21 protein-coding genes and 4 pseudogenes are annotated in these 26,185 nt (G+C 66.2%); 10 read left to right on the top strand and 15 right to left on the bottom strand.

What is annotated here, in order from left to right; all coding sequences use genetic code 11:
• Positions 1-264: 264 nt before the first annotated feature.
• Positions 265-1,023 (bottom strand): trypsin-like serine protease, encoded by a 759-nt coding sequence (locus IEY55_RS14805; RefSeq protein ID WP_189058140.1) that lies wholly within the window; start codon positions 1,021-1,023, stop codon positions 265-267.
• Positions 1,024-1,049: 26 nt separating this feature from the next.
• Entirely contained in the window at positions 1,050-1,478 is a 429-nt protein-coding gene (locus IEY55_RS14800; protein WP_189058138.1) for a hypothetical protein, read from the bottom strand.
• A gap of 419 nt (positions 1,479-1,897) precedes the next feature.
• Here IEY55_RS14800 and IEY55_RS14795 point away from each other — a divergent pair, with 419 nt between their 5' ends.
• The 3 genes from IEY55_RS14795 (at position 1,898) to IEY55_RS14785 (ending at position 8,276) form a co-directional block, all read left to right on the top strand.
• Complete coding sequence (locus IEY55_RS14795; protein ID WP_268239315.1) at positions 1,898-5,923, top strand: polymorphic toxin-type HINT domain-containing protein; 4,026 nt, start codon at positions 1,898-1,900, stop codon at positions 5,921-5,923.
• A complete protein-coding gene (locus IEY55_RS14790; RefSeq protein ID WP_189058134.1) occupies positions 5,920-6,747 on the top strand; it encodes a HEAT repeat domain-containing protein in 828 nt (275 codons plus the stop codon). Before IEY55_RS14795 ends, IEY55_RS14790 begins: the two co-directional genes overlap by 4 nt.
• Positions 6,748-7,712: 965 nt before the next feature.
• Entirely contained in the window at positions 7,713-8,276 is a 564-nt protein-coding gene (locus IEY55_RS14785; RefSeq protein WP_189058132.1) for a hypothetical protein, read from the top strand.
• An 81-nt stretch (positions 8,277-8,357) separates the two neighbouring features.
• On the opposite strand, the gene IEY55_RS14780 is transcribed toward IEY55_RS14785, so the two are convergent.
• Both IEY55_RS14780 and IEY55_RS14775 read right to left on the bottom strand, forming a co-directional pair.
• Positions 8,358-9,323, bottom strand: coding sequence for a hypothetical protein (locus IEY55_RS14780; RefSeq protein WP_189058130.1), 966 nt, complete (start codon positions 9,321-9,323; stop codon positions 8,358-8,360).
• Complete coding sequence (locus IEY55_RS14775; RefSeq protein ID WP_189058128.1) at positions 9,320-9,820, bottom strand: RNA polymerase sigma factor; 501 nt, start codon at positions 9,818-9,820, stop codon at positions 9,320-9,322. The genes IEY55_RS14780 and IEY55_RS14775 overlap by 4 nt, the downstream gene beginning before the upstream one ends.
• Before the next feature lie 365 nt (positions 9,821-10,185).
• Here IEY55_RS14775 and IEY55_RS14770 point away from each other — a divergent pair, with 365 nt between their 5' ends.
• Both IEY55_RS14770 and IEY55_RS14765 read left to right on the top strand, forming a co-directional pair.
• A complete protein-coding gene (locus IEY55_RS14770; protein WP_189058126.1) occupies positions 10,186-10,512 on the top strand; it encodes a hypothetical protein in 327 nt (108 codons plus the stop codon).
• A gap of 483 nt (positions 10,513-10,995) precedes the next feature.
• Positions 10,996-11,523: a hypothetical protein gene (locus IEY55_RS14765; protein ID WP_189058124.1), complete on the top strand. Its 528-nt coding sequence runs from the start codon at positions 10,996-10,998 to the stop codon at positions 11,521-11,523.
• A gap of 629 nt (positions 11,524-12,152) precedes the next feature.
• On the opposite strand, the gene IEY55_RS14760 is transcribed toward IEY55_RS14765, so the two are convergent.
• The 3 genes from IEY55_RS14760 to IEY55_RS14750 all read right to left on the bottom strand — a co-directional run bounded on the left by IEY55_RS14760 (position 12,153) and on the right by IEY55_RS14750 (position 16,152).
• On the bottom strand, positions 12,153-12,602 hold the full coding sequence (locus tag IEY55_RS14760; protein ID WP_229686394.1) for a hypothetical protein: 450 nt from the start codon (positions 12,600-12,602) through the stop codon (positions 12,153-12,155).
• 107 nt (positions 12,603-12,709) lie between these two features.
• Entirely contained in the window at positions 12,710-14,863 is a 2,154-nt protein-coding gene (locus tag IEY55_RS14755) for a B12-binding domain-containing radical SAM protein (protein ID WP_229686393.1), read from the bottom strand.
• Between the two features lie 68 nt (positions 14,864-14,931).
• Complete coding sequence (locus IEY55_RS14750; RefSeq protein ID WP_189058179.1) at positions 14,932-16,152, bottom strand: IS110 family RNA-guided transposase; 1,221 nt, start codon at positions 16,150-16,152, stop codon at positions 14,932-14,934.
• A gap of 365 nt (positions 16,153-16,517) precedes the next feature.
• Between IEY55_RS14750 and IEY55_RS14745 the strand changes: the two are divergent.
• Positions 16,518-16,835: pseudogene (locus IEY55_RS14745) on the top strand (transposase); the annotation flags it as partial.
• A gap of 677 nt (positions 16,836-17,512) precedes the next feature.
• On the opposite strand, the pseudogene IEY55_RS33215 reads toward IEY55_RS14745, so the two are convergent.
• From IEY55_RS33215 to IEY55_RS14730, 3 genes and pseudogenes are all read right to left on the bottom strand, one after another.
• Positions 17,513-17,898 (bottom strand): annotated as a pseudogene (locus IEY55_RS33215) (transposase); the annotation flags it as partial.
• 182 nt (positions 17,899-18,080) lie between these two features.
• Positions 18,081-18,239 (bottom strand): annotated as a pseudogene (locus IEY55_RS33005) (transposase); the annotation flags it as partial.
• Between the two features lie 186 nt (positions 18,240-18,425).
• The gene (locus tag IEY55_RS14730) at positions 18,426-18,923 is read right to left on the bottom strand and encodes an Rrf2 family transcriptional regulator (protein WP_189058120.1); all 498 of its coding nucleotides are present in this window, start codon (positions 18,921-18,923) and stop codon (positions 18,426-18,428) included.
• Between the two features lie 111 nt (positions 18,924-19,034).
• Here IEY55_RS14730 and IEY55_RS14725 point away from each other — a divergent pair, with 111 nt between their 5' ends.
• Positions 19,035-19,805, top strand: a complete 771-nt coding sequence (locus IEY55_RS14725) for an alcohol dehydrogenase catalytic domain-containing protein (RefSeq protein WP_229686392.1) — start codon at positions 19,035-19,037, stop codon at positions 19,803-19,805.
• A gap of 45 nt (positions 19,806-19,850) precedes the next feature.
• A pseudogene (locus IEY55_RS32065) lies at positions 19,851-19,988 on the top strand (zinc-binding dehydrogenase); the annotation flags it as partial.
• 770 nt (positions 19,989-20,758) lie between these two features.
• On the opposite strand, the gene IEY55_RS14720 reads toward IEY55_RS32065, so the two are convergent.
• On the bottom strand, positions 20,759-21,415 hold the full coding sequence (locus IEY55_RS14720) for a TetR family transcriptional regulator (RefSeq protein ID WP_189058118.1): 657 nt from the start codon (positions 21,413-21,415) through the stop codon (positions 20,759-20,761).
• Between the two features lie 154 nt (positions 21,416-21,569).
• Here IEY55_RS14720 and IEY55_RS14715 point away from each other — a divergent pair, with 154 nt between their 5' ends.
• Positions 21,570-22,751, top strand: a complete 1,182-nt coding sequence (locus IEY55_RS14715) for a phthiocerol/phthiodiolone dimycocerosyl transferase family protein (protein ID WP_189058116.1) — start codon at positions 21,570-21,572, stop codon at positions 22,749-22,751.
• 115 nt (positions 22,752-22,866) lie between these two features.
• Positions 22,867-23,889: an aldo/keto reductase gene (locus tag IEY55_RS14710; RefSeq protein WP_189058114.1), complete on the top strand. Its 1,023-nt coding sequence runs from the start codon at positions 22,867-22,869 to the stop codon at positions 23,887-23,889.
• A 3-nt stretch (positions 23,890-23,892) separates the two neighbouring features.
• Here IEY55_RS14710 and IEY55_RS32060 read toward each other — a convergent pair whose 3' ends face one another.
• From IEY55_RS32060 to IEY55_RS33000, 4 genes are all read right to left on the bottom strand, one after another.
• Entirely contained in the window at positions 23,893-24,228 is a 336-nt protein-coding gene (locus tag IEY55_RS32060; RefSeq protein ID WP_229686390.1) for a hypothetical protein, read from the bottom strand.
• A gap of 75 nt (positions 24,229-24,303) precedes the next feature.
• Positions 24,304-24,504: a transposase domain-containing protein gene (locus IEY55_RS32055; protein WP_229686389.1), complete on the bottom strand. Its 201-nt coding sequence runs from the start codon at positions 24,502-24,504 to the stop codon at positions 24,304-24,306.
• A gap of 608 nt (positions 24,505-25,112) precedes the next feature.
• Positions 25,113-25,310 carry a hypothetical protein gene (locus tag IEY55_RS14700; protein ID WP_189058112.1) on the bottom strand — a complete coding sequence of 66 codons (198 nt, stop codon included), beginning with the start codon at positions 25,308-25,310 and terminating at the stop codon, positions 25,113-25,115.
• A gap of 24 nt (positions 25,311-25,334) precedes the next feature.
• Positions 25,335-25,973 (bottom strand): transposase family protein, encoded by a 639-nt coding sequence (locus tag IEY55_RS33000; protein ID WP_373290011.1) that lies wholly within the window; start codon positions 25,971-25,973, stop codon positions 25,335-25,337.
• Positions 25,974-26,185: the final 212 nt, after the last annotated feature.

The following is a 26,185-nucleotide window of genomic DNA, read 5'->3' as shown; positions in this document are numbered from 1 at the left end:
CCATGATCAACCACGAGGCCGTGCCTGCTCCTCGTGACATGAAACGACTTCGCCGGAGCCCTGCAGCCCTCTGGGGGCGCTCAGCGGCAGCGTGATGTACGTAAAGAGGAGTTGCCCCTCGCGCTTTCCCCTACTTCGAGACAGCGCGAGGGGCTTTCCGGTTGATGTGGAGCAATAAAACGATCCTGGGGAAATGTGGTGGTTAGTATACGGAAATCGCGTAAACCAACCTGCCTAGTATGCTATTCCCGCCGGCAATGATGACTAGTGCTTGGTTTGCTCGCGAATCCAGTCGAGGATGTTGTCGACGCGGGCTTCGATGGCCCCGTTGCGGGTCTGGTCGACGCCGATGCACCCATGCTGCCACGAAGCGCCATGGATGGCGACGAGTTCGTATTTAGGGCTGGGGGGCCGAGCTGTCGTGGGGTCCAGTCCGACGGTAGGTATTTGTCGGTAGGTGGGTCCCCCGGCGTCGCCCTTGCAGGTGCTGGCCTGTCCGGCGATGCGGATCGTGGTGTCGGTGATCTTGGTTACCGAGGCCTCGCCGATTTGGTGGTCCTTCGGGACCCATTTGTTATGGGTGCGTCCCCAGCCTGCGATCTGCATTTTTTCGCCGATTCGTGGCGTTGTGTCTGCAAGCCTCGCTGGCAGGCCGTAGATAAGTTTCTCTATTTTGGCAAGTACCAGGTCGCGATCGCTTCGTGGAACGAGTTGGACGATCTTGACGCCATTGACTGTGGTGAACTTCTTGGGGGGTCCCGGCGGGATGTGAAACCCCTTGGTGGAATCATCGGCGAAACAGCTTGCAGCGGTGATGAGCCACTGGTCACCGAGCCAGACGCCGGAGCAGCCACGGTCCCCGTAGTCAATATTGATCTTTACCGTGGCCCATTCGGGTTCTGGGTATTCCGAGTTGGGGGTGCCGTTGGCGATGGCGCGGGCAGGGCTCCCCGAGGCCAGGGCGGCAAGGATACTGCCCAAGAGCCCTGCGGCGGCGACTTTGAAACGACGTGTTCGAGACATGGGCTGTTCTCCTTGTAGGCAGCGCTCTAGTTACTCCACGGTGTGACCACTCGAATCTCCAGGAGTGCGGCCGGATCCTTGCCAGCTCCTTCTCCGACCGGGGTCCACCCATTGCGTTCGATGTCGTAGGTTTCCTTCTTGCCGTTGGAGGTCATGGTGGCCCATACCTCGTTGTCATCGCCCTTGATGATGTAGACGTCGGGAATGCGCATCTTGAGCCAGGCTTCTGGCCTGGGCGGTGGTCGCAGGGTTGATGTGCTGGCCCCGGTGGTTGCGTTGTTGTCCGGGAGGGCAGGCGTAGCCTTGAAACAGATCAGTCCTTTTTCTCCGCTTCGGACTTGGATAAGCCCGGAGGGGCCGCACTCGACCATCATCATGTTGCCATCACCTTTGAGGAGAGTGATGCCACGCTCGGTGAGGATCCGCTCAGCGCCGGGATGGACGAAATCCTCCACGATCGACGGTGGTGTCTCGTCGTTTTCAGATGTCGGGGCTGATGTTGGTGTGGCCTGTGGACGGGGAATTGCTGAGGAGTGAACCGCCCCCGCTGGTAGTACAACGGCTAGTACTACTGCAACGGTGAGTAGACGGGTTTGGACACGCATCTGAGCTCCCCTCGCTCATGGGTGTGTTAGTAGTCGTATATGACCCGCTCGGATGCGAGGGTTAGTAGAAGGGCGTTGGCAAGGTCTCGGCAATAGTCCATCTAGCCGATTTACTCGTCTGTGGCGCTGCCGCTAGCGTCTGCTGCCACGAACAGAGCGACTGCTTTTGGTTGGCGTGTGACTAGACCAAACGGGGGCGGGCCTTGAAACAGTCGGGATTACGCGTTGTCGTTCTCGTAATTGCTGTCATCGGGTTGATCGCGGGGTTGGTGACCGCCCCTACAGCGGCTCCGCCACCGGCAAGCTCCTCCACAGGCCCAACCGATAAGCGTCGCCAAGCCGTCGAGCTGATGAAGTCCGGTGGATCGAGAGTAGCCAAGGCGGCTGAGGCCGCACTCCTCGGCTCGGCGGAGGAGCTTCGGCAATTCCTGACCACAGGACAACATACAGCCGCCGAAGAGGACCTGCGGGTCAAGGTTGCTCAAGTCCTCAGCGCCGGCGGGCGCAGGGTCCGTGAGGCGGCACAGCGTGCACTGGATGGAACCGTCGGTGACCTGCTCGCTTTCCTCGATACCGGTTGGAAGAAGCCGTGGGAGGAGGATCTGAGGACGCAGGTCTCCCAGATCCTGCCCTCCGGTGGGCCCAAGGTGAAGGCAGCGGCACAGCGTGCGCTGGATGGCTCCACCGACGATCTGTTGCGTTTTCTGCAGTCGGGCCATCAGCAGGCTCGGGACGAGGATGACCGGGTACGGGTAGCGCAGCTGCTGTCCACCGGCGGACCCAAGGTTCGTGAAGTGGCTCAACGCGCGCTAGATGGTTCCATTGAGGACATTCGCGAGTTCTTACGCCTGGGTTATCAGGTTGCTGCGGCTCGGGATCAGGAGACGATGTCGGTCGCGGAGCTTGCGGAGCTGGCAAGAGAGGCCGGAGCGCGGGCGTCGGCGCAAACAGAGGCGGCCAAGGACGCTGCTGATCGAGCCGTGGATGCCGCACGTCTAGCACGGCAAGCCACCGCCAAGGCAGCGGCGGAGACCAAGGCGGCGCGAGACTCCTCGGTGCGGGCTGCGGACGCGGCCGGCCGAGCTGCGGATGCTGCGAACCGGGCCGCGCAGGCGGCCCAGACCGCGATCGCTGCCGCTGAGGTCGCCAACGACGCCGCACGCGCAGCAGCAAACGCCGCCAGCCAGGCTGCGACGGCGGCTGCAATGGCGGGGCAGGCAGCGACTCGAGCGAACCAAGCAGCCCAGGCCGCACACGAAGATGCACGCCGCGCTTCGGAGGCACGTCGGGCGGCTGAGGACGCGCGCAACGTGGCGGCGGGAGCCAGAAAGGCTGCGCAGGCAGCCGAGGCCGCCGGACAGGCCGCATTGGCTGCTGGTGAGGCCGCGGTGGCAGCGGCCCGCGCAGGCGAGCAAGCTGCCGCAGCCTCAGCAGCAGCGGCTGAGGCCGGTGACTATGCCCGGCAGGCGGGCGCCAGCGCGGCGGCGGCCCAGGCTGCTGCATCTCGTGCCAAGCGCGCCGCAGAGGAAGCCACCCGCGCGGCCAGAGTGGTTCAGGAGATCGCCAAGGAAGCCGCCGGTCACGCTCAAGAAGCACGGAATGCGGCCAATCAGGCGGCAGCGCATGCCGAGGCGGCTGCGGCGGCAGCGGACGATGCCGCGAAGCATGCCGGCGAGGCGGCTGGGCAAGCCGACGTTGCTGCGGCGCACGCTGCTGAGGCCAACCGGGCCGCTGCTCAGGCGACACGTGCCGCCGAGCAGGCGCGCCGCATTCATGACACCGCGCGCAAGGCCGACGCTGAGAGACTGGCTTCCTGGCAGGCCCAAGCCGTAGCCGATGCCGAGCACGAGGCACGCGCCGAGGCCGAACGCCAGGCCAGGGCCGAGTGGGAGGCCGGGGAGAAAGCGAAGCTGGAGTCCGACACCGCTCGCCTACTCACCGAAGCCCGAGACCCAGCCACACCAGCGGCCGACGTTGTTATCAAGGGACGGATGGTAGCCGCCCGCCTCATGAAGACTGGGGGTCCCTGGGTGAAGGCCGCCGCCGAGGATGCGTTGGCTGGCTCGCCCGACGACGCCATCGCCTTCGTGCGCACCGGCCTCGACCTAGCCATCGAGCAGGACGACCGCGCCAGCGTCCAGTACCTGGCGGACACCACCGACAAACCCAAGCTGCGTGAGGCCGCTCTCGCTGCCCTGACCGGGACACATGACCAGGTCAAGGAGTTTCTGGTAACCGGGCAGCACGAGGTCCAGGCGGATGACTACCGCATCCAGATTGCGCGGATCATGCACGCCGGTGGCCCCCGGGTGAAAGCGGCGGCCCAAGCCGCGCTCGACAAGAACACGGTCCAGGCGCTGCGCGACTTCCTCCGTACCGGACAGCACAAGGCCCGTGAGGAAGACGACCGCATCGACGTCACGAAGATTCTGCACGAGGGCGGACCGGAGGTGAAAGCAGCGGCGCAGGCCGCCCTGTCCGGACCAGCCTCCTACCTGCGGACATTCCTGGAGACCGGCCAACACAAGGCTCGGCAGCGGGACGCTGACGCCGCAGCGCACAACGCCGAAATCGAGGCGTACCTGGCCGGAGCCGCGCGTTGGGCAGCGCAGGCACGACAGTCTGCGGCAGAAGCCAACGAAGCTGCGGCCCTCGCACGTGGCGCCGCTGACGAGGCTGCCGGCTACGCACGCCAGGCCCGCAATCTCGCCAACCAGGCCAAGCAGCACGCACGGGACGCCAACCAGTCCGCGGAACGTGCCCAACGGTCGGCCGATCAGGCCGCCAACTCGGCACGCCTGGCCCGTGAGGCGGCCACCTCTGCACAAGCTGCGGCCCGCGCTGCCGCCAAATCCTCCGCACAGGCCATCGCATCGGCCGAACGGGCCCGCGTCTTTGCCGACGAGGCCTACGACGCCGCCCAGCGTGCCCGTGCCGACGCCATTCAGGCAGGCAAGGACGCCGCTGCAGCCGCCCGCGCGGCGACCGAGGCTGCCCGTATCGCTGCGGAGAAGCGACTCCGGGAAGAGTCGCAGAAACGAGATGAAGATGCCCAGCGTCGCAACGATCTCAACAACGGCGTGGGTGGAGAACCGGACCCGGGAGCGGTGGACCCCGACGACGACTACCGACACCTCCGCAGCGATGAGGACATCCTGCGAGCCGAGGGCGGAGACAGCCTCGTCAATGACTACCGCACCGCCCAGGCAGACGCCCGCAAGGACGTACTCGACTATGTCCTTGCCAACGGGGGGCAAGTCATCCTCGACCTGATCGGTTGGACCGACGCTAAGCGCTGCTTTACCGAGGGCTACATCAGCAGCTGCCTGTGGACGGTCATCAACACTCTCGGTCCACTCAAGCTCATGGCAGTCGCGGTGAAGCTTCCCGAGGCAGGAGTCGTGATTTTCCGCATCGCCAAGGGGATCGGAAAGTTCCGACAGACCGTCGCCGCAGCTCGCAAGCTGGTGGAACACACCCGCAACCTCATCCAGGACATCTTCCGCCAGATCAAGAATCCGTGCGCAGCCAACAGCTTCACCGCAGGAACACCAGTCCTCCTCGGTGATGGAACCAGCAAACCCATCCAGGACGTCCAGATCGGCGACCAGGTCCTGGCCACCGACCCAACGACCGGGCAAACCCAGGCTCAACCCGTCATCGACCTGATCAACAGTGAGGATACGAAGACCTTCGTGACCGTGACGGTCACTGACGGCCATGGAGTTGCTGGCGCTGTCACAGCCACTGATGGCCACCCCTTCTGGGCCGACCAACCCGGCCGATGGGTCGATGCCAAGGACCTCAAGCCCAACGACCGACTCCGCCTGCCCGATGGCCACTACGTCACCGTCACCGCCACCCATACCTGGAGCGAGGAACGCCGGGTCTACAACCTCACCGTCGCCAGCTTCCACACCTACTACGTGGCGGCCGGAGACCTCGCCGTACTGGTCCACAACTCCGGCAAGAAGATCTGCGCCCTCGGCCAAGCGGGTGAAGCCGCGGTCGGCCGGGCAAGGGGTGGCGAGGTCAAAAACACCGAAGTCCTCAGCATTAACGGGCGCGAACGCATCCCCGACTTCCTGAACCGGGCCAAGAAGGAACTCGCTGAGGCCAAGAACGTCCGGTACCAGTACCTGTCCACCCAGCTCAAGGACTACCTCCAGTACGCCCAGGCCAACGGTCTAAAATTCATCCTGTACGTTCGTACCGGGGGCCGCACGAAGCTCTCCCGCCAGCTTCAGGAGCTGCGCGACCGAGGAGTCATCCAGGTGCAGGAGATCATCCCGTGAGCAGCAACTGGAACGAGCCGTGGACGAACTCCGAAGGCATGTCTCACCGGGAGATCGTCGAACGTATCGCCAACGACCCTGGTATCCGGGAGCGTGTTGAGGCCACGCTCGCCGAGGACCCAGAGGTTCAGGAGGGCCGGCGGCTGTACGCCGAAGCCGCTGGTCCCCTCCTGGCCGAACTGCAGCAACTCGTGCCCGACTTGGAAGCCATCAACCACAAGCTCGAAGGCGTCGGAGACCTCTACCGTGTCCAGGTCCGACACGTCGATGAGGATGGCAACGAGACCTCGCGCCGACCGCTCGACTACCGCGCTGCTGTCCCAGTGCTGCTGGAGTGGCTCCCCAAGGTCCGCTACGCGCCCTTGGCTGAGGACATAGTGTCCGCTCTCTCTGCGCCTTTCGCCAAGAAACAGGCACGCCCCCTCCTGCTACGCCTCTTCCGGGAATCACTCCCTGTAGAAAATCCCCAACGACCGGACAACACGGCCTACTTCAGGGAACAACTCCGCTGGCGGATCGGCGAAACGCTCGGGAAGTTCTCCGACCCTACCGTGGCCGATGACATGATCGAACTCGCTCGGGACCCCTCCTTCGGCCACGCCAGGTCACAGATCGTCAACCCTGGACTGGCCAAGACCAAAGACCCCAGAGTTCCTGAGATCCTGCTGGACCTCCTCGAGGACCCCACCGTTGCCCCCGCCGCGGCACAGGGACTCGGCCGGCTGCGCCATACCCCCGCCCAACCCCATCTGGAACGAGCTCTCCACAGCACCGACGAGAACCTGCGATACCAAGCCAAGAAGGCACTCAAACGCCTCACCTGATGGGAGGTCCGGAATCCTACTGGAATCTCCTCGTGAGGCTTCAGCAGGGTTGGGCGTACTGCACGCTCGGTGGGGAACCCGTTGCCAGCAGGACGGTGAAGGCGTTCCACGCCCGGAATGGACCCGTTGGACAGTTCCTTGTGAAGGGTGGTTGTCGCCCATACGCGGGGCCAAGGGCGGGAGCAGCTTCGATCCAGCTAGCCTCGCGCTTTCGCGCGACCAGCAGACCGGAAGTGACCTGGTGTAGGTGATCTGTGGTCGTCAGCTCGTCGTCGCTTGCCGGTGGGAGTCCGGTCTGGGTAGCTGCCAGGAGGCCCGGCACAGAACCAGGTCTCGCTGTAGATCACGATCGAACTTCGAGGGGAACGAGGGATCTATTCCCCAAAGACCTCTGGATCGGTAGCGGGCCGAGACCGCGCCTCCCAGGGACAGTTCCCGGGTGGTCCCGCCCGACGCAGCGGTGGAACCCGCGGCGGGGGTCGCTTGTGGCGACGTTGCCGAACTCGTCGAACCACAGTTCGGCGTCTTGGTTCGGGGGGAGCGGTGTACGTCGAGCGCGCACAGTTTGTCGGAGGCGAGGACGGTGACCAGGGTGCTGAGTAGTGCCAGGCCAGTAACGAGGACTGCGCGTTCCTGGCGTTGTTCGGGTGTGTGGGAACGCAGGAACCAGAGACCGCCGACGAGTGTAGTGAATACGGCCACGGTGAGGAAGAATGGTTTTGTCGACAGGGGTACGCACGACGGTGTGGTCGTCATTCCGGGCAGAATGGTGAGAACACTCCGTCGGCAACACCGCTGACTGGAGCAATTCGGTGGTGTGTTGCGGGAATGTGCGTGGTCGTGTCCTCATTGTTTTGTGGGTAGTGTTACGTATTGAGTCTGTCGGGATGCCGTGGGTAGCGTTTGTCGGACTCACCCGAGTGTGGGTGATGTCGGAATCTGTTGTTGTGGAGGGGAAACATTTCATGGCACAACGCGTACGCCGCTGGGTCGCCGTGGTGGCGGCCACGGGTGCGGCGCTGGGTTTCGCTGTCCCTGGTGCTCACGCCGCGGAGAGATCCAGCGACGGTGACACCTACTGCGACGTGGTCTACGGCAGGGCCCCGGCGCCGGAGGCTGACTCGCCGCTGTTGTTCCGCACGTGTGCGGGCAGCGAGGCCGAGTCGAAGGCCCGGGTGATGGCCTGGTTTGGTCGGCAACGTGCCGCCGGTCTGGCCCCGGGCGACCCGGTCACGATGATGTACTGGTATGAGCACATCAACTACAACCGGGATGCTCGCGGTGACATGACCAGGATCTGGGGCAACGACGGGCCGTGTGACAGCGCCGGCTATCGAGTCGAACCCAACAGTGAGTGGGCCGGGAAACTGTCGTCGATCCTGGGGGACAGCGGCTGCACCGAGATGACCATCTACAACCGGGCACTCACCCACCGCAGGGAGGGCTGGAGCATCCGCTACCAGTCCCCGGTGGGCATGTATCTGCACGAGTTCAACGACAACGTCGGCCGGATCCAGGCCCACGCCTGACACCTTCGTGACGGTGTGGCCCCCCTCGTGTCCTGGAGGAGGGGGGCCACGTTCCGGTGCGGGTGGGCCGAGGAGGATCGGTTAGAGGGGTTGGCGTACCTGCTCGACCCAGCCGCCCCGCTCGAACAGGGTGTAGTGCACGGTCACTGGGGTGGCCACGCGGATGCCCAGGGCCTGGGCGTCGGCCGCCAGGGCGACGTGTTCGAGGGCCAGGGGGAATCCGGTGGTGGGGTCGATCAGCAGGTAGCGGCGCTGGTGCGGGAACCAGCCGCGCCCGAGGGTGACCTCGGCCGAGACCGCCACGGCGGCACGCCCTGCCCGATCCGTGGTGGTGCCGGCCACCTGCAGGCCATGGCGGTCGGCCAGGAAACGCAGCACCGCTGCCGCCGTCGTGGGGTCCCCCGAGCGCTTAACCCAGGCGTCGGCCACGTCGTCCAGGAGCTCGCCGACGGGCTTGCGGGCATCCAGGCGGTCCACCACCGCTGAGCCGGCATCCCGGACCGGGAGGTCCCGCAGGTCCGGGGGCACCGGCCCGGTGGAGTGCGCGGGCGGGTCCGTCTGAGGCGCCACCGTGTCGGCGGTGTCGAACGGCAGTTGCCCACCCTTGGTCGTGCGGTAGCCGGAGCCATCCGGGCGCTCCCACAACTCCACGGTGCCCTCGCGGATGTCGGTGCCGATCGTGTCACCGCGGGTGGTGGCGTCGGTGGTGAACGACCACGTGCGGGTCTTGGCGTAGTGCACGCTGCCCGAACCCACGACCGCCTGACGTTCGGCGACGTCGGCCAGCTCGCGCAACAGGTTCTGCGGGTCGCTGGCGGCGGCAGGCTGGTACTCCAGCAGCGGGGGCACCTGCACGTCGGTGGTGCGCTGGGACCAGGCGAGGACGGAGGCAACGCCGAGAACGGTCACCATCGCGGCGGCAGCGGCGATCCACGGACGCCGCCACCGCCGGGTGCGCGGCGGGTGCAGGGCGGGCGGGTCAACCTCGGGCGGGTCGAGGCGATGCCGGCGCAGCACCTGGTCGGCCTGCTCGGGTCCCATCGTCATGGCGTGACTCCTTCCACAGTGACGGTCTGGAGGGCGTCGGCCAGCCGGGTGCGTGCCCGGTGCAGGCGCATGGCCGCGGCGTTGTACGAGCAGCCCAACACCGCGGCGATCTGCCCGGTCGAAAGCCCATCCCACGCCGAGGCGAGCAACAGGTCACGATCGGCGGCCGACAGCCGGGCCACGGCGTGGAACACCGCGAGGCGTTCGGCCACGTCTGGCTCGGTAGCCACCGGGGTGAGCTCGGCCAACGCGACGGTGAGGGCGGTGCGATGGCGGCGGGTCCGCCACGCGGTCATCACCAGGTTGCGGGCCGTGGCCAACAGCCACGGCACCGGGTCGGCGACAGGCACCGTGTCCAGGCGTCGCCACGCCGCCAGGTAGGTCTCGGCCACAACGTCGGCCACGTCATCGGGTGGGAGCCGACGGTAAACATAGGCGTGGACCGTGCGATAGGTGTCGTGGTACAGCGCAGTGAACCGCTGGTGGTCGACGCGCACGGGCCGCCCTTTCACCTCGGCATGGATCCCTCACTCTGTCTGTTGCAGCACCGGCACCGATTTCACCCGACAACTCCGAAAAAGCCTTCCAGATCCCAAGCCGCGGCTCTGACCAGGGACAACGTGGCCCTGCCCCTCGTTGCCGGCGACCGCGCACCCCGAACTGGGGAAACGGGCGCGAGCTCGCACGGCCACCCGGCTTGTCCACTGTGGAACTTCGGTGTTCCCCCTGGTCAGGGACGGTGCGGCGAATTCTTCGGCGTCGCCCTGGCGCTCGTGGCCCCCGGGTCCCACTAACAGTCCGTCGTGCGCGCGAGGCGGGCCGCCCCCGGTCGCCGAAACACCACCGGCCGACCGCCTTATCCGTGGGTGAGGGTCCAGTGGTGGGGGAGGAGGAGATCGGCGGCGCCGGTGTCGGCGTGCCGGAGGGTGACCGACCATGCGGTGGCTGGGGGCCGTCCGGCGTGGTGCCAGTCGGTGACGAGTGTGGCGAGGTGGTCGCGGAGGTGGTCGGCGCCGGCAAGGGTGATTCCGCCGGACGAGCTGTGCCGCGCCCGCTCCGTCGCTGGGACCCCTGGAGTAATGGCGAGATCACCGACGCCGACATCGACGACCTAGGCGGCACCGACCGCTACACCGTCACCGCGCTCGCGTTCCTGCAACGAACCTTGGAAGCCCACCGCTCGCCCTGATACTGCCCGCCCTGTCCCCGGGCGGGCCTTCGTCCACGCCTAGCGGCGGGCGTGGACACACCGTGCCCCTCGCGCTCCCGCCCTTTCCCCAGGCGGTTGAGCGCGAGGGGCACCTGTTTTCGTTTGGCTCAGCGCTCGGTGACGCTCGGTCCTAGACGGTGTATTGCCGGACATTTTTCGCAGCAAAGGACATTTGGTTAAAAACTCTGATATGCAACATGGAGTATCGAATTGGACGCGTCTTGGCGGCGGGAGTGGGAAAAACTTTAAGAATGGCATGTAGGGTAGGGGTTCCTTTCGGTCTGGTCTTGATGCAACGAAAGTTACAAAAATCCTTTCAAGACTGCTTACTTTCGTTGTATGGAATGTCCTTGTGTTGTTTTCTGCCCGTGTGATAGGACAGATTCCATCCTTGAATGGTCGATGCATCGGCTGTTTCCGATTGGACGATCCGAGGGCTAGTACTCAACTGCGAGGTAGGACATGCGCAAGAAGAACAGAACCGTCCGAGCTACGCTCGTCGGTACTGCTGTGGTCGCCACCCTGCTGACTGGGGCGGTGACCGCCAACGCTGCTCCAGCGGGCCCCGAACCGGTAAGTGCAAGCTCCCCTGTCGAGGCCGGACACTACGCGCTGCAACTCCTGGGGCACGACGGCGCGACCACGCACTTCAAGATTACCTTCGGGGGTGACTATGCGCTGGACCTGGTCGGCGGTCACCTGCGCATCCTCGACAAGTCGGGCAAGGTTGTTGAAGACATCTCCCCGAAGATCACCACTCCCGACGGTCGGCAGCTAACCGGGCACTACTCACTGAAGGGCGACAACCGGTTCGACTTTACCCAAACCAGCGAAAAGAAGGTTATGGCAACCTTCTTTGACTGGGGAAGCTTCCTCTGCGGCGCTGCAGGAACCATTGGCGGAGCAGCCCTTGGCGGCATCATTGGTGGTCCGATCGGGGCCGGTGCAGGAATCGGCTATGGGCTCGCGGCCTCGGCGACGTGTTCCTGACCCAACGAGTAGTAGGTGAGGTGCAGGTGTGGCGTGCTGGCCAGCCAGCACGCCACACCTGCTGAATCACGGTTTTTCGATTCATGATGCTGGGAGGATCGGTGCATACGGGACATCAGTCGCATTCTTCCTAGTGATGCACCGTTCCAATCCAGCTTTACGGCGCCCCGGCCAGCTACTCAAGCATACCCGGGTAGGGGTAGGGTGTCCCATGTACCGCAGTATCGGGAGGTGGGCGCATTGACGCAGTCCCAATCGTTGTTCTTGCGTCGTCTGTTGTGGCAACTGCGTCGGCCAGTGTCCCGACGCGAGCGACGCGCCATGGTCATGGCCTACACCTTCTTGGCTATCGGCACGTTCCTACTGGCGACGCGACTGGTGCCGCTCACTATCTCGGTTCCAATCTTTGTTATTGCTGCAGTCACGGTAATCACGTGTAGTGCATACTGGTACCGCAAAGCTCTACGCAAGGAGAACCTTTCCTAGCTGGGATAGTGTTCGGGGATCGGTACCCAGCGGAACTCGGGGCAGAAGCGGGCGTAGACGACGAGTTTCCAGGCTGCGTAGTCGTCCATGCGGCCTGCCTCGCGTAGTAGATGCTTGACCCAGGTGTGGGCGATCGTCGCGGCTCATGCGGTGTCGATGTGGTCGAGCATTCGGCAGGCGACGGTGAAGTCGGCTTCGGTGAGTGCGGAGACATCGATCTCCACGCCGTGGAGGGTGAAGGAGAAGACGAGCCTGGTGGTGTCGAACCGGGTGCGGCGTTCTCCTGCGAAGGAGGCGTGGGGAGTCATCACGGTGATGAGCGCGTCGCGGGCCTCGGCGGGGTAGCCGATGCCGAGGTCGAGGTCGAGGTCGCTGGATTCCAGGTTGGTCTGGATGCCGAATGATCCGACATCGCGAGGTTGCCGGCCGGTCCACGAGCGGATGAGACGGGCGGCTTCTGCCCGTACTGCCCCCAGGCGGGTGTCCTCGGCGCGACTGGCGAGCCAGAACTGTTCGGCACGGGCGAACTCTTCCCGGGAAAAGTGCTCGGGGTCGGCCCATCCGGCGGCGAGTACGGCGTCCAGGTCCAGCATCGGGGTCCTTCGTGTGGGCGCGGTGTATGGCTGCGGGTGGGGACGGTAGCGGCGTGCCCCAGCCCCGGTGGTTGGGGCACGCGGCAGGTGGTGGGCGGGTCGCCCGGTTAGGTGGCGCAGGCGTTGGCGGCGTTGATGAGGCGCCAGCCGCCGGTGTCCGACCAGCGTCGGTGTTCGTGATTCAGGATTCGGGCCGTGTGGCCGGGCAGTGTGCTGCGCAGCTCCTGGACGGTGTTGGCGACCGCGATGCGCAGACGATCCATGTGCTGGTCCATCACGGCGAGCAGGGCCCCGCGCATCATCGGGGCTTGGCTGGGCTCGTCCAGGCTGTGGGTGTCGATGAGGTTGAGCATCGCGCCGAGCAGGTCGAAGGCGGCTTTCTTCAGCACCACTCGGGCGGAGCGGGTGCGTTCGCGGGGTGGGCCGTCGAGGATCTTTTCCAGGCTTTTGAGGGCGTAGTCGAACGCGAGGTGCCGGTCGATCCACAGTTGGGCGCCGTCGGCGCAGATGCCGATGCGCCAGTCGGCGAAGTCGGCGTCGATGCGGCCCATGCTGGGCCGTGGCGTGCGGGTCAGGCCGGCGGTCTTGAGCCGCTGGGTGTAGGCGGCGCCGATGAGAGGTTCCATGACGACGAGCATGTAGGAGATCGCGGTGTAGAACGGTTGACCGGTGGCGTGGGCCGCGATGAAGGCGGGGTCGCGGACGCCGTCGACGATGTCTTCCGCGTTCAGATGGGGAAGGGGCCGGAGGAGGAGGTCGCGGCGTCCTTGGAAGGTGTAGGAGGCGCGCAGCTCCTCGGCGGTCATGAGCTGGTCGAAGGTGATGTAGGTGTATCTCGTCGGTATCCCCAGCGCCGAGAGGGTCCTGATCGCGTGGGCGTTCTGCCCGCCCGTGGTCTCCTTGTGGAACCGCTCCAGGATGCTGGTGACGCCGGACTCGATCCCGAACAGGCAGCGTCTCAACCCGAGGCTGAGAAGCCGGCGCCACAGGCAGACACGGTCGATATGCCAGCCGCGGTCAAGGTTCGGCTGCACCACCTGGTCGATCCGGCAGGACGTCTCCCAGCGGAAGCCGGCGGCGTGGAGGGTGTCGGCCACAGCCAGGGCGCGCTCAACGGCACCGATCCCGCGGCCGATGAACTCCTCATCCACGAGGTAGAGCACCCGGGCAATCTCGGGGTGCCGGTCGAACACGTCGCCCATGGCGTCGAGGATCCAGGGAAGTTGTCTCGGTGTGCTGCCGAACCAGGTTCCCTTGTGGCCGCGGGGGCAGAACGAGCAGGTGTTGGTGCAGCCGCGGGACGTTTCGAGTTGGGCGACACCGCGGTGGGCGAAGGTCGCGTCCAGCAGATCCAGTTCGGGGAAAAAGTCGGTGGTGGCCCGGTTGGGTGTGCTGGCGGTGCGTCGCCGACGGCTGAGGGCCAGGGTTCCCGAGCCGTAGGGGGCGCCGGCGTAGCCGAGGCCACGGACCTGCTCCAGCTCGAGGTCATGGTGCCAGTAGGCCAACAGGTCTGCGATCGTGGGTTCGCCGGCGCCGCGGGCAATCAACAGGTGCGGGTAGCGCTCCAGCAGCATCCGCTCGTTGCGCACAGTCAGGCTACCGCCGGCGATCACCAGCGGTGGGTTCTCACGTTCGGCGACGGTGTCGAGCAGGTGGGTCAGCAGGTCGTGCTGACCGAAGGTCGCCGACACTCCCAGGTTGTCGAAATGTTCGGTGCTCACGGCGGCGACGATGTCGGCCAGGCTCGTGTCGAGCTGCATGTCCATAAGCCGGACTTGGCCGCACAGGGTGGCGCGGGCGGCGCGGGCGAGGTCGGAAATGCTGAGCGGGAACCGGGGGAGCGGGAAGTTCTCGGGGTGGTAGAGCGCAGCCAGAAGCACCCGGGAGCGTGTCAGTCGGTGCACCGCTTGGGCGGTGAGGTGCGCGGGGCTCAACCACTCCTCGGGCCGGTGCAGATGAATCTCGGTGCGGACCCAGTCGGGCCATGCCCGCGTGGCGTGCGGTTCACCAGTCAGGTCGGCGATAGTCCATTCAGGACTTTTTGGAGTGGATAACGCGAGCAGCCGACGGTCCAGGGTTCCCGTGACCACGACTCGGCTGGACTCGGGAAGAACGGAGGCAACAGTGGCACGAAGGGCGTTCGGATCGGTCGTAGACACGGCGGCGATGGCGTCGATTTGATCGGGGTCGGGTGGGATTCCCGCCGCCTGCAGGGTCGCGACGATGTGGTCAACCACGCTGCCTGCGCGGATACGGGTCATGACGGATGACCTCCTCGGGACACGACGGTCACGGGTGGCTGGGAAAAGACATCCCATCGGTTTGGAGGTCAAGCGGCGGCGGTGTCGGTGTGGTGTGACCGGGCGGTTGTTTCGTCGTAGAGGGTTCGGGTGGTGAGGCAGCCGTGCAGGATCCCTACGAGTCGGTTGGCCAGTTGGCGCAGGGCGCCGGGGTGGCCGGCGCCGCGGGCGCGGAGCCGGTCGTAGTAGGCGCGTGCACCTGGGGAGACGCTGAGCGCGGCGAACGCCTGGTGGGACAGGGCGTCGATGAGCCGGTCGTTGTGGACGTAGCGGGCCAGCACGGTCTTCTTCTTGCCGGAGGCGCGGGTGATCGGACTGGTGCCGGCGTAGTTCTTGCGGGCCTTGGCCGAGGTGTAGCGGTCGGGGTCGTCTCCGAACTCGGCGAGCACCCGGGCGCCCAGGATCATCCCTAGACCGGGTTGGGACAGGATGATCTCAGCGTCCGGGTGCCGCCCAAAATGGGCCTCCACCTCCCCCTGCAGAGTCTTGATCTGCTCGTTGAGGGTGGTCAGGATCGCGACCTGGGCGCGCACCGAGGCGGCGTAGGCGGTGGTGACCACCGCCGGTTGGCTGAGCTGCTCACTGCGCAGCGCGGCCTGGATCGCGGTGGCCTTCTCGGCGATGTTGCGGCGCCGGGCCCGCTGGAGTGCCTTGCTGATCTGCGGGATCGTCAGCCGGGCCGCCGAGACCGGGTCCGGGGCCTTGCCCAGCAACAGCAGCGTGTCGAGTGCGGCCAGATCCGTAAACGCCTCCAGGGCGGCGGGGAAGTAGTCCCGCAACGCGTGTCTGAGTCGCTGACTGTGGCGGGTGCGTTCCCAGATCAGCGTCTTGTGCGCCCGCGCCACCACCTTGATCGCCTCGGCCTCCGCGCTGTCACCGGCAACCGGCCGCAACTGGTGGGCATCGGTGCGCACCATGTCGGCCAGGGTGTGCGCGTCCGCCGCGTCGCTCTTGGCACCGGAGACGTTGTGGCGTTCCCGGAACCGGGCGACCTGCAGCGGGTTGATCGCGAACACCCGGTATCCAGCCGCGATCAGCGCGGCCACCCACGGGCCTCGGTCGGTCTCGATCCCGATGACCACCTCGGCGGCGTCGGGGTCCTCACCCACATGCTGGCCGATCAGCTCGTGCAGCGCCGCGATCCCCGCAACGCCCTCGGGCAGTCGGGCTCGGGCCAGCCGCCTGCCCGCCGCATCCATCAGCTCAACATCGTGATGGTCCTCGGCCCAGTCATCGCCGACGAGCAGCACCGCATCTCCCCTCACCCAGCTCGCACGCACCTGGGCAGCTACCGGGAGAACCGTCAGCGACCTAATGATCAAGTGCTCACGCCAGGGCGGCGGGCACGACATCCCATCAGCGATCACGTCTCCCGGCTACCGGTGGGGGCACGATCTTTTTCAGGCCTCCATGCTGGGCCTGGGGGAAGGAGTGCTCACCCACCGGCAGCTACCGGACCGAGCCTGCCTCACGGCAGGCCCGCAGCACTCATTAGGGGACGAGGCGACCGGCCCGAACCCCACCGACCGCGCCAAGACCGGCAGCAAGCACCACCTGATCTGCGACGGCGACGGCAACCCGCTGGCCACCCGGGTGAGGCGGGGCGAACCGCAACGACATCACCCAGCTCATCCCCCTGGTAGACGCCATCCCACCCGTGCGGGGCCGACCGGGACGGCCGCGCCGCCGCCCCGACACGGTGGTCGCCGACCGGGGCTATGACCACGACACCTACCGCGACCAGCTCCGCCAGCGGGGCATACGGCCACTGATCAGCCGCCGCGGCACCCGCGACGACAACAGCCTGGCCCGCTGGATCGTCGAACAAACCCTGGCCTTGCTCCACCAGTTCCGCCGCCTCGCGGTGCGCTGGGAACGCCGACTCGACATCCACCAGGCACTCCTGACCCTCGCCTGCGCCCTCATTTGCTGACGCCGACTCCCCCAGCGAATCTGTTAGGAGCTCTAAGCTAGATCAAGCGCTGAAGTGGACTCCTTTACTCGGGCGAGTACGCTCAGGGCCGACCTGGAGGAACGGGGCTGAAGCAGGCCGCTGGCAGTAGCCGCTGCTGGGGGTCAAGGGGTCGCAGGTTCAAATCCTGTCGTCCCGACCATCGAGGAGCCCGCTGGCTCTGGGCATCAGCCCAGGTCGGCGGGCTTTTTCCTGCGTGGTTGTGGATCATTTCGGATCGTCCCTTGTGGACTGAATGGTGATCGTTGGGGGCGTCCAGGAGAAATTCTGGAGTTGTTGATCTTGGGCTTTGACGTGGGGGTCAAAGGGGGTCGCGTTCTGTCAGGGCGTGGGGTCGTCCGATCTGGTGGTTGTTGGTGGTCTGTCAGCCGGGCGGCATCGAGGTGGCGGTCCTGACAGGGTGGTTTCGACGTGTGATCCCGGACACCCAATTGTGGGGAAGTGGCACCGCCTGTCGGGGTCGTGCTTCGGCAGAGGCGAGTGTGGTGTCGGTGGCCTGTCCACGAGGGCGGTCAGCAGGCGGGCCTCGGCTTCCGGTGCGGTACGGGAGCAGGGTGTGTTGGATCTCGCCGGGGATGCGGTCGCCGAGTTGCCGGGTGTGGGCGATCTTGAGGATGCCGTCAGCGAGCCAGGCCGCTGAGCTTGTTGGCGCAGCGCTCGGCGGTGTTGCGCTGCTTGTACAGGGCGGGGTCGACATTGGGGGCCGGCCGCCCCGGCTGTCCTTGGCCTTGCGGTTGCGGACCTGGTCGGCCGGTTCGGGGATCACGGCGGTGATCCGGCGGCGCCGTAACGCCAGCCGGACGGCCCGGTTGGCGTAAGCCTTGTCCGCCAGCACGCTCCCCGGCCGGGTCCGGGGCCGCCCACCACCGGCGCGGCGGATCCGGATCCCGGCCATGACCTGCTCGAACATCTGGCTGTCGTGCCGCTGGCCGGGGCTGGTGGCACGTGAGAGCAGGCGGCATCGGGCGTCGGCGGCCAGGTGGATCTTGGTGGTCCATCCGCCCCGGGACTTGCCCAGGGACTCTCTGCCGTCAGCATCCTGCCTGGCCAGCAGCCTGCTTTTGGGTCGTACCCCCGGGGTGGGGCCCGCCGGGCACCGGCGGCGTGTTGGTGGGCCCGCACCACGGTGGAGTCCACCGCCGCCGTGAATTCCTTGGCCTGGCCGGTATCGGCGTCGATCCGCAGCGCGTCGGCGACCCGTTGCCATGTCCCGTCTGCCGACCAGCGACGATGTCGCTCATAGACGGTCTTCCATTTGCCGCAGCGGCCGGGCAGGTCCCGCCAGGGCACCCCGGTGCGGACCCGGAACAAGATCCCGTTGACCACCCTGCGGTGATCGGCCCACCGCCGCCCCTTGTCGGGGATGCGGCGGCATCAGCGGCTCCAGCAGCGCCCACTCCTGATCGGTCAGCTCGTGTCGTCCCACCACAAGCCCGGCATACGCCCAGCAAACATCAACAGCAATCAAGATCTACCGGACACGACCTAGACCGGGTTGGACAGTTGGAGCCGTTCGGCGTCGGTGTGGCAGGCCCGCCGTGGCCTCATCGGTCAGGCTCGCCGACCCCGAGCGGACCTCTGCGACAGGTCATCGGGAACCTGCCTTGGGGACTCCGCCTGCCCACCGTGACCGAGGACTATGTCACGGCAGGCCGCGAGGGTATAGCTGTCCAGGACGCCCAGTACCGCGTCTTCGGCCTGTCGGTTCAGCTGGGCGAAGAACGCGCGTCCGCGACCGGCGTTGAGGTGGCTTTGGCAGTCGGCGCCTCGCCTGTCCCACATCGGTTTGTCGCCCACCGCGGCGACGTGGATATCACGCAGCGTGATGTGTTCCGGTGGTGTGGTCAGTTGCAGACCGCCGCGCCGGCCGTGGATGGAGGTGATCAGCCCCGCGCGGATTAGCGGGGCCGTGATGCGCCGGACCAGTACTGGGTTGATGTCGAGCGCTTCGGCCAGTTCGGAGGAGCTGCGCATCGGCCGGCCGTCCCGGTAGGCGGTGGCGAGCAGCATCATGAGGTCCAGCAGCGTGGGAAACCTCAGATCCGGCATCTCCGACCCCTCCTCTTCCCTGTGAAGTGTAACTCACAGAGTAGCACTTTCACCGAACTTATCTGTAACTCTGACAGTGTCATATATTGGTCGGTGTGTCGGAGGAGAAGCATGAAAGCGGTCGGTTTCACCACGTTCGGCGGACCCGAGGTGATGCGAGTCCTGGAGTTGCCACAACCGGATCCGGGTCCGGGCCAGGTGCGGATCAAGGTCGTCGCCGCCGACGTCAACCCCTCAGACCTGATGATTCGATCCGGCCTGGCGCACGAGATCCTGCCGCTTGCCGAGGTGAACGTGGTCGGGTCCGACGCGGCCGGTGTCGTCGATGCGGTCGGCGAGGGTGTGCGGCCAGACCTGGTGGTCGGCACGGAGGTGATCGCGCTCCTGCGGCCGCAGAGGAACCAGGGGGCGCAGGCCGAGTACGTCGTGGCCCCGGCGGAATCAGTGGTGCGCGCGCCCGCCGGCGCGACCCTGGTCGAAGCGTCCACCCTGTTGATGAACGCGTTGACCGCCCGGATGTCCCTGGAGACAGTGAACCTCGAGCCGGGAGCGACCGTCGCGATCATCGGTGCGGCCGGCGCGGTCGGTGGCTACGCCGTGCAACTGGCCCGAGCCGACGGACTGACGGTGATCGCCGATGCCGCTGACCGCGACCACGACCACGACCTGGTGGCCGGGCTCGGCGCCGACCACATCGTGGCCCGCGGTACCGGGTTCGCCGACCACGTTCGCCGGATCCGGCCGGAGGGGGCGGACGGGGTGATCGATGCGGCACTGCTCGACGACGCGGTCGAACCGGCCGTCCGCGACGGCGGAACCATCGCCGGGCTCCGGGGGGCACTCCAGGGGCACCGCGACACCACCGAACGGGGCGTGCGCTAGACGTTCCCCGTCGTCGGCGACCGGTTCACCGACACCAGAACCCTCACCCGGCTCCGCGACCAGGCCGAGTCCGGCGTGCTCAGCCTGCGCGTCGCGAAAACCTTCCCCGCTGATGAAGCAGCCGAAGCGCACCGCTACCTCGCCGCTCGCGGCGTCCGCGGCCGTCCCGTCCTCACCTTCTAGCCGTGCCCGCTCAGCACCGGCCGCGTCAGCATCGAGGTGAACCCAGCGAGCACGGACGACTGACCGGCACCGATCAGCTCGTACAGTGCCCGGCGTCGACCCGCCGCTTGGTTGGTGACCTACCGCCTCCTGTCGAATCCTCCGGGATCCGGCAGGACGTGAAGTGGGAAAAGCGTCGGCCCGATCGGCGCGAGCCTGAGCCTCATGGGCTAATTAGCCCTCTTGGTGCTACCCCTGACGGTAGGACGAGATGTCGGTATCGCCTACTCGGCGCCAGCCATATGCGTCGGCAATGCGCTGTGGCATGCGATGACATACGAGGCCGTGGTCTTCGTCCTGGCAGCGGTCTTCGCGGTCGGTCTGGTTGTCGAGGGCCGGTTTCCTGCGATAACGGCTCTTATCATAGGAATCGCGGGGGTTTCGGGTCTCGCGACAGCCAGGGCTCCGAAGCACCGGGCCGGGACCAGGCTTGGCGATGCTCTGACCGTTCGCATCCGTTCGGCGATCGCGACCACGCGGGCATCATCGGAGGTGCCCAGCGGCAGGTCGCCGTACTTTTCGATCAGGTCGGCGGGTCGCGCCGATCAGCGTCGGTCAGCGCTAGGACCTGCATCTGGTCGACGCGGTCATTGGCGCGGTCAATCGTGGACCGCAGGAACGCGGCCTCCACCGCTGGTCCACACCGCGTGCCCAAGCAGGAAGCCGATCTCGCTCAGCAGTGGTTCGGGCGGCACCAGCCTCGACAGCTGGTCAACATTGCCCTTGATCACTCAACTTTTGACGGAGCCGAAACATTCACAGTCTTCCCGTTCATCGGTATTCCCAGCGCCGCACACCAGGGTGAACAGCTGGTTGCGCCGCTGCCGGTAAATGGTGAGCAGCGCCTGGCCGTCGGGGGCAGCGTCTGTTTCGACCCATTCGCAGAGGGCGGAGAGCCAGACGGTGCCGAGGATGTCGAGCAGCAGCCGTACCCGAGTGCGGGCGGAAGGGGGAACGCAGGCCAACAGCTCGGCGCGCTCGACCTGACTGGCCGCCATGATCTGGGGTGACGCGACGATGACCCGATAGGATCTGGCCAGGTCGTCGGCTTGGTCGTTGTCGATTTGCGCGATCAGCCGAACCATGATCGCCTCGATGTCGCGCAGGTGCAACTCGTCCGGGTCGGCGCGAGTCAGAAGCTCAGCGATCGCCGCGTGGACCCCCAGCTGGTCGTAGACAAGGGCGCGGTCCTTGGTCGGAAAATACCGGAAGAACGTGCGCACTGACACTCCGGCACGTTCCGCGATGTCCTCGACCGTGACCTTTTCCATGCCCTGCTCAGTGGCCAATGCCACCGCGGCGGAATGGATCTCCTGCTGAGCCTGCAACCGTCGGCGGGTTCGCAGATCGAGGTGCTGTTTGCCGGCGACCGAGCCCCTGTGCGGCATCAGGACACCCTATCAGATGTGACAGTCACCGCAACTATGGCATTAGATGTCAACATGGCATAGTATGACAACGAGGTCAGGCGGCTCACTCCTACCACTGTTGCTAGCGGCAATGGCCTGGCTTCTCCACCACCCGAATCAGCGAGGCACTGCCATGACGTCACAACTGCTGGTGCGGCCACTGGCACCAAGCGAGGCGTGGTTCTTCCCGGTCGGCGCCTATGTGGGGTACTCGACGCGGGTACGAGGTCACCTCGACACCGCCGCGTTGTCGCAGGCGTTCGACGACCTGCGCCGGGCGTATCCGATCCTGTCGAGCCGGCTCATCCCCGATCTCACCGGTCAGCCGGCGATCGCGGACGCTTCCGAACTGCCTGCCGCCTTCACGGAGTGTGCTGGCAATGCCGACGAGTCGATGGCCGGTCTGCCGGAGTTGGACAACCGCACCGCGGCCGTGCACGTCGTTCGCGACGAAGACGACACCGCGGCGGTGACGTTGCTGACCCACCACGCCGTCGCCGACGGCCACCACTCCCTGCATGCGCTGAGCGAGCTGTGGACTTTCTACACCGCACACGCCGGCGGCACCCCCCTCCGCCGGCGACGCCAGGACTATCCCCACTCCCTGGAACACGCGCTCCACCAGCGCGGAATCAGCGTCGACGTCGGAACCCCCGAGCTTCTCGGCGCAGACATCGCAGACATTGAGTACTTCCGCGGTATCCCGCGCTACGCCCGTACCCGCCTGAGCGCCGAGGACACCGCAGCCCTCACCGCGGTGGGCCGCCGTCACGGAACCACGGTCAACGGGCTGGTCTCCGCGGCATTGTTGTCCGCCACCGCACACACCATGGGCACCGACACTCACGCTGTGTATTACAGCTACGCCGTCGATCTGCGCACACGGCTTACTCCACCGATCGGTTACCCCGAGGGCACCAACATTCTGGCAATGGAGACCTTCATCGCCGACCCCGGCAGCGACCGCGACCCGATCGCGCTGGCCCGGTCCATCACCGACAAGCTCCGCGACGACATCGCCACCGGCGCGATCTACGACCCCAGGCAGGCCGCTAACCCCGGAGACCGCACCACGATGCTGGCGGCGTCGAACTGGGGGATCATTCCCCACCTGCCCACGCCGGCCGACCTCACCATCGAAGATTTCCACCCGACCGGCACAGGGCATCCGAGCCCCCGTGACCGCTACTCGCTCGGCACTCACATTATCTTCACCTTCGACGGGCAACTCACCGTCGACAGCGTCGCCACGGGCATCAACATCACCCGTCCCCTGTCCGAAAGCCTCCGCGCGCTGGCCCGGCACGCCGGATAGTCGGGCAGGGCGTGCACGAATTTCCGTGCACCGAAGTTGAGGCGGTGATCGGACCCACTCACGCGGAACTCACCCCGCCTGCGAGCAATGACCACGAACCGAAGGGTTGGCAACCATGGAATACACCTACCTCGGCCGCAGCGGCCTGTCCGTGTCCCGGCTCGTGCTCGGCACGATGAACTTCGGCGGGGAAACCTCCGAAGAGGACAGCCAGGCGATCATGGATCGCGCGCACGAGCACGGCGTCAACTTCTTCGATACCGCCAACGCGTATGGCTTCAAGTTGACCAGTGTGGACGCTTCGACTGTGATGGGTTCGGGCCTCACCGAACAGATCATCGGCCGGTGGTTCGCCACGGGTGGTGGGCGGAGGGAAAGGACCGTGCTGGCCACCAAGGTCTACATGCCGATGGGCACCTGGCCCAACGAGAGCCATCTGTCCGCGTTGAACATCCGGCGTGCGGTCGACGCGTCCCTGACGCGGTTGCGGACCGACTACATTGATGTGTACCAGATGCACCACGTCGACCGGAACACGCCATGGGAGGAGATCTGGGAGGCGTTCAGCGTCCTGCGTCAGCAGGGGAAGGTGCTCTACTTCGGCTCGTCCAACTTCGCCGGGTGGCACATCGCCCAAGCACAGGAGGCCGCCCGGTCGCGGCACTTCCTAGGGCTGGTCAGCGAGCAGTCGGTGTACAACCTGATGAGCCGCTGGATCGAGTTGGAAGTGCTGCCCGTCGCTCGGCACTACGGGCTGGGCGTGATCCCGTACTCGCCGCTGTCCGGCGGGCTGCTCGGCGGGGTCCTGCGCAAACAACAGGAAGGCAGCGCTTCCCGCAGCATCTCGGCGCGGTTTTCGGTCGCCGCGCTCGCCGCACGCCAGGAAGCCATTGCGGCGTACGAGAAGTTGTGCACGGACCTCGGCCAGGACCCGGCCCACGTCGGGCTGGCGTGGCTGCTCACGCGGGACGGCGTGACCGGGCCGATCATCGGACCCCGCACCGTCGAACACCTCGACAGCTCACTGCGCTCGCTGGAGATCACTCTCGACGACGACACGCTCGCCAAGCTGGACCAGCTGTTCCCGCCGCCCGCGCCGAACGGCGCCAAACCCGCGCCCGAAGCGTACGTCTGGTGAAGATCAAGAGGAATTCGATGAAGATCGCAGGCAGGGCATCGTGAGTGAGCGCATCACCAGCCCATGCCGTGGTGTGGAGACCGTCCGCGCGCTTACGGCGTCGATGAGGGTGCGGGTGCCGCAGGCCAGCAACGCGACCAGCAGGATCTGGTGGTGGCAGGTGCCGCTGTGGTTGCCGCGTTGTGTGGTGAAAAGGGTGAGCATGCGCGGGGTGTCGGGCACGGTCAGGGCGGTGCCGTCGATCGCGCAGACCAGCAGGCCGCGCCACCATGTTCCGGGCCGTCGCGGGGTGGCTACGGGGCCGCGCAGCAGGTCGAACAGCCATCGCAGGGGCGCCACGCCGACTCGGCGGCGTGCCTGGGCCCAACGCGCTGACGGTTGGTGTCGCGGTGGGGATGCCCGCCAGCACGGCGGTCAGTTTGCGCCAGACCCGAGATAGCCGACTTCGGGAAACAGGCGGGCGGCCAGCAGCAGGCAGTCCACGACGCGGGAGGGCAGATCCCGTAACCGGTGCTGCGTGGCGCGGGTGGCGGTCAAGGCTTCATCGACCGCCTCAAAGGGCAGCAATTGGGTGAGCTCGCCCAGGTGGCCGGGGGCGAACCGGCCCCCGGCCACGGTGATCGTGCGGATGATGACAACTGGGCATCCAACGGAGTTCTTGCTACTTGGCGATCTTGGTCGCTCGGACACGTAGTTGCCACACGAGCCCAGGTCTGTGTCCTGGGCTTTTGTTTACTGTCACTCGTTCGACGGTGTGGCGGGGTGTGAGTGCGACCTTCCCAGTAGCGCAGGTGATCACCAGTTGATGGTTCCGGAGATAGGTGTCCAGATGGCGCGGGCTGGGTACGGCTGCCTGTTCCCGCTCCATCAGGAGTGTTCTGATCTTGCCCAGTAGGTGGTCTTCTCGCCAGCAAAGGATCTTTTCGCTTCTTCTCCGGTGGGGATGGGTGCTGGTGTAGCCGTGCCGGCACCTGTAGCAGGGCCGCTCATACATCCAGTAGGACTCCAGGTACCGCCCACAGAGGCCGTAATGGAGGAGTCTCGCCAGCTGGTAGACGCGGACGCGGGTGTTGCCCGCTGTGGTGGGGTCGGGCGGGGCGTAGGGCCTGGACGGTGACGAAGTCTCCGTCGCTGACCAGCGCTGGGTGGGCTCGACGACGGGAGACGGCCCACTGCTGGCACCGTCTTGGCCCGATAGCCGTTCCGCGAACTGCCCCCGGTTCTTACCGGACGGATCGTGCCGTTCGTAGCCCAGGTGGGCGGTCATCACCCCGTCCAGAGCGGACTCCAGCAACCCCGGTGAACTGCAGCCCCTCAGCCAGGGCACGAGCCACCAGCTCGTCGATCAACTGCCGGTCCACCGCCGGCGAGGGCTGCGGCCCCACCGCCCGGCTGGTCTCGGTCACGTTCTCACTGCTCATCGGCGCATCCTCCATGATCAGGAGTTACACCGATCGTTCTACAATCCCGTCCCCACGACCGGGTAACGGCCTCGTGCATGGTTGGTGGAAGGGTGTGTCTGGTTGTGGTGGGACTGTGGGGTTCACGTGGCTGGGCATGCGGTGAGGTCGCGATCGGCTGCCGTGGGTGGTGGGTGTGTTGGTGGTCGGAGAGTCGGCCGGCGACGGCGCGGATGGTGTCGCCGGCAGGGTGTCGCGGCGGCCGTGGTGGTGGGTCAGTGCTCGCCAGTTCTTCAGATGGGCGATGGCGTGCTCGACGCGGATCCGTCTCGCTGCGTGGGCTTTCCGTTGCGTGGCACGAAGCTTCGTGATGTCGGGCATGCGTTCCCGTCGTTTCTTGTGGGACCTCACGGTGGGGGTGATGACCTGGCCGGCGGTCTGTGCTCCGAGTCCTGGGTAGCCGGCGTCGGTGAGGATCTCCACCCCGCAGGTGTGCTCGAGCCAGTCGACCCGGCCAGCCTTCCGGGCTTGGGTGATGTCGGGGGTGCTGCCCCGACACCACGCCCCGCAGAACAGCAACCGTCCGTGGGCATCGCCGGACTCACTCTCGGCGGGGGAATGGGGTGGTGGGTCGAAAGTACGGGCTGACCTGTGATCGTGTCGTGTCGATGAAGGTGGTGACACCAGACGGTCACCTGCGCACGGTGTCACGGGTGTGCGAGCCAGAGCTGTTCTGGGCGCTGCGCGGGGGCGGTGGCGGCAACTTCGGCATCGTCACCTCGTTCATTTTCCGTACGGCGCCTGCCACGAACATGGTCATGTTCTCGCTCTCGTTCCCGATCCAGGCGTGGGTGCGACGCTTGCCGCCTGGCAGGACTGGATTCCTACGCTGCCCG

The sequence above is a fragment of the Longimycelium tulufanense genome, from assembly GCF_014645795.1.
GTDB classification, from domain to species: Bacteria; Actinomycetota; Actinomycetes; order Mycobacteriales; family Pseudonocardiaceae; genus Longimycelium; species Longimycelium tulufanense.
The sequence above is the reverse complement of the archived record's forward strand: the minus strand, read 5'-3'. Positions and strand labels throughout refer to the sequence as shown.

Excerpts from the sequence above, each read along its gene's own strand:
- IEY55_RS14725 (WP_229686392.1), top strand. The coding sequence starts at position 19,035 with ATGAAAGCGGTCGGTTTCACCACGTTCGGCGGACCCGAGGTGATGCGA.
- IEY55_RS14765 (WP_189058124.1), top strand. The coding sequence starts at position 10,996 with ATGCGCAAGAAGAACAGAACCGTCCGAGCTACGCTCGTCGGTACTGCT.
- IEY55_RS14720 (WP_189058118.1), bottom strand. The coding sequence starts at position 21,415 with ATGCCGCACAGGGGCTCGGTCGCCGGCAAACAGCACCTCGATCTGCGA.
- IEY55_RS14780 (WP_189058130.1), bottom strand. The coding sequence starts at position 9,323 with ATGACGATGGGACCCGAGCAGGCCGACCAGGTGCTGCGCCGGCATCGC.
- IEY55_RS14710 (WP_189058114.1), top strand. The coding sequence starts at position 22,867 with ATGGAATACACCTACCTCGGCCGCAGCGGCCTGTCCGTGTCCCGGCTC.
- IEY55_RS14730 (WP_189058120.1), bottom strand. The coding sequence starts at position 18,923 with ATGCCGGATCTGAGGTTTCCCACGCTGCTGGACCTCATGATGCTGCTC.
- IEY55_RS14785 (WP_189058132.1), top strand. The coding sequence starts at position 7,713 with ATGGCACAACGCGTACGCCGCTGGGTCGCCGTGGTGGCGGCCACGGGT.
- IEY55_RS14805 (WP_189058140.1), bottom strand. The coding sequence starts at position 1,023 with ATGTCTCGAACACGTCGTTTCAAAGTCGCCGCCGCAGGGCTCTTGGGC.
- IEY55_RS14755 (WP_229686393.1), bottom strand. The coding sequence starts at position 14,863 with ATGACCCGTATCCGCGCAGGCAGCGTGGTTGACCACATCGTCGCGACC.
- IEY55_RS14760 (WP_229686394.1), bottom strand. The coding sequence starts at position 12,602 with ATGCTGGACCTGGACGCCGTACTCGCCGCCGGATGGGCCGACCCCGAG.
- IEY55_RS14700 (WP_189058112.1), bottom strand. The coding sequence starts at position 25,310 with ATGAGCAGTGAGAACGTGACCGAGACCAGCCGGGCGGTGGGGCCGCAG.
- IEY55_RS14715 (WP_189058116.1), top strand. The coding sequence starts at position 21,570 with ATGACGTCACAACTGCTGGTGCGGCCACTGGCACCAAGCGAGGCGTGG.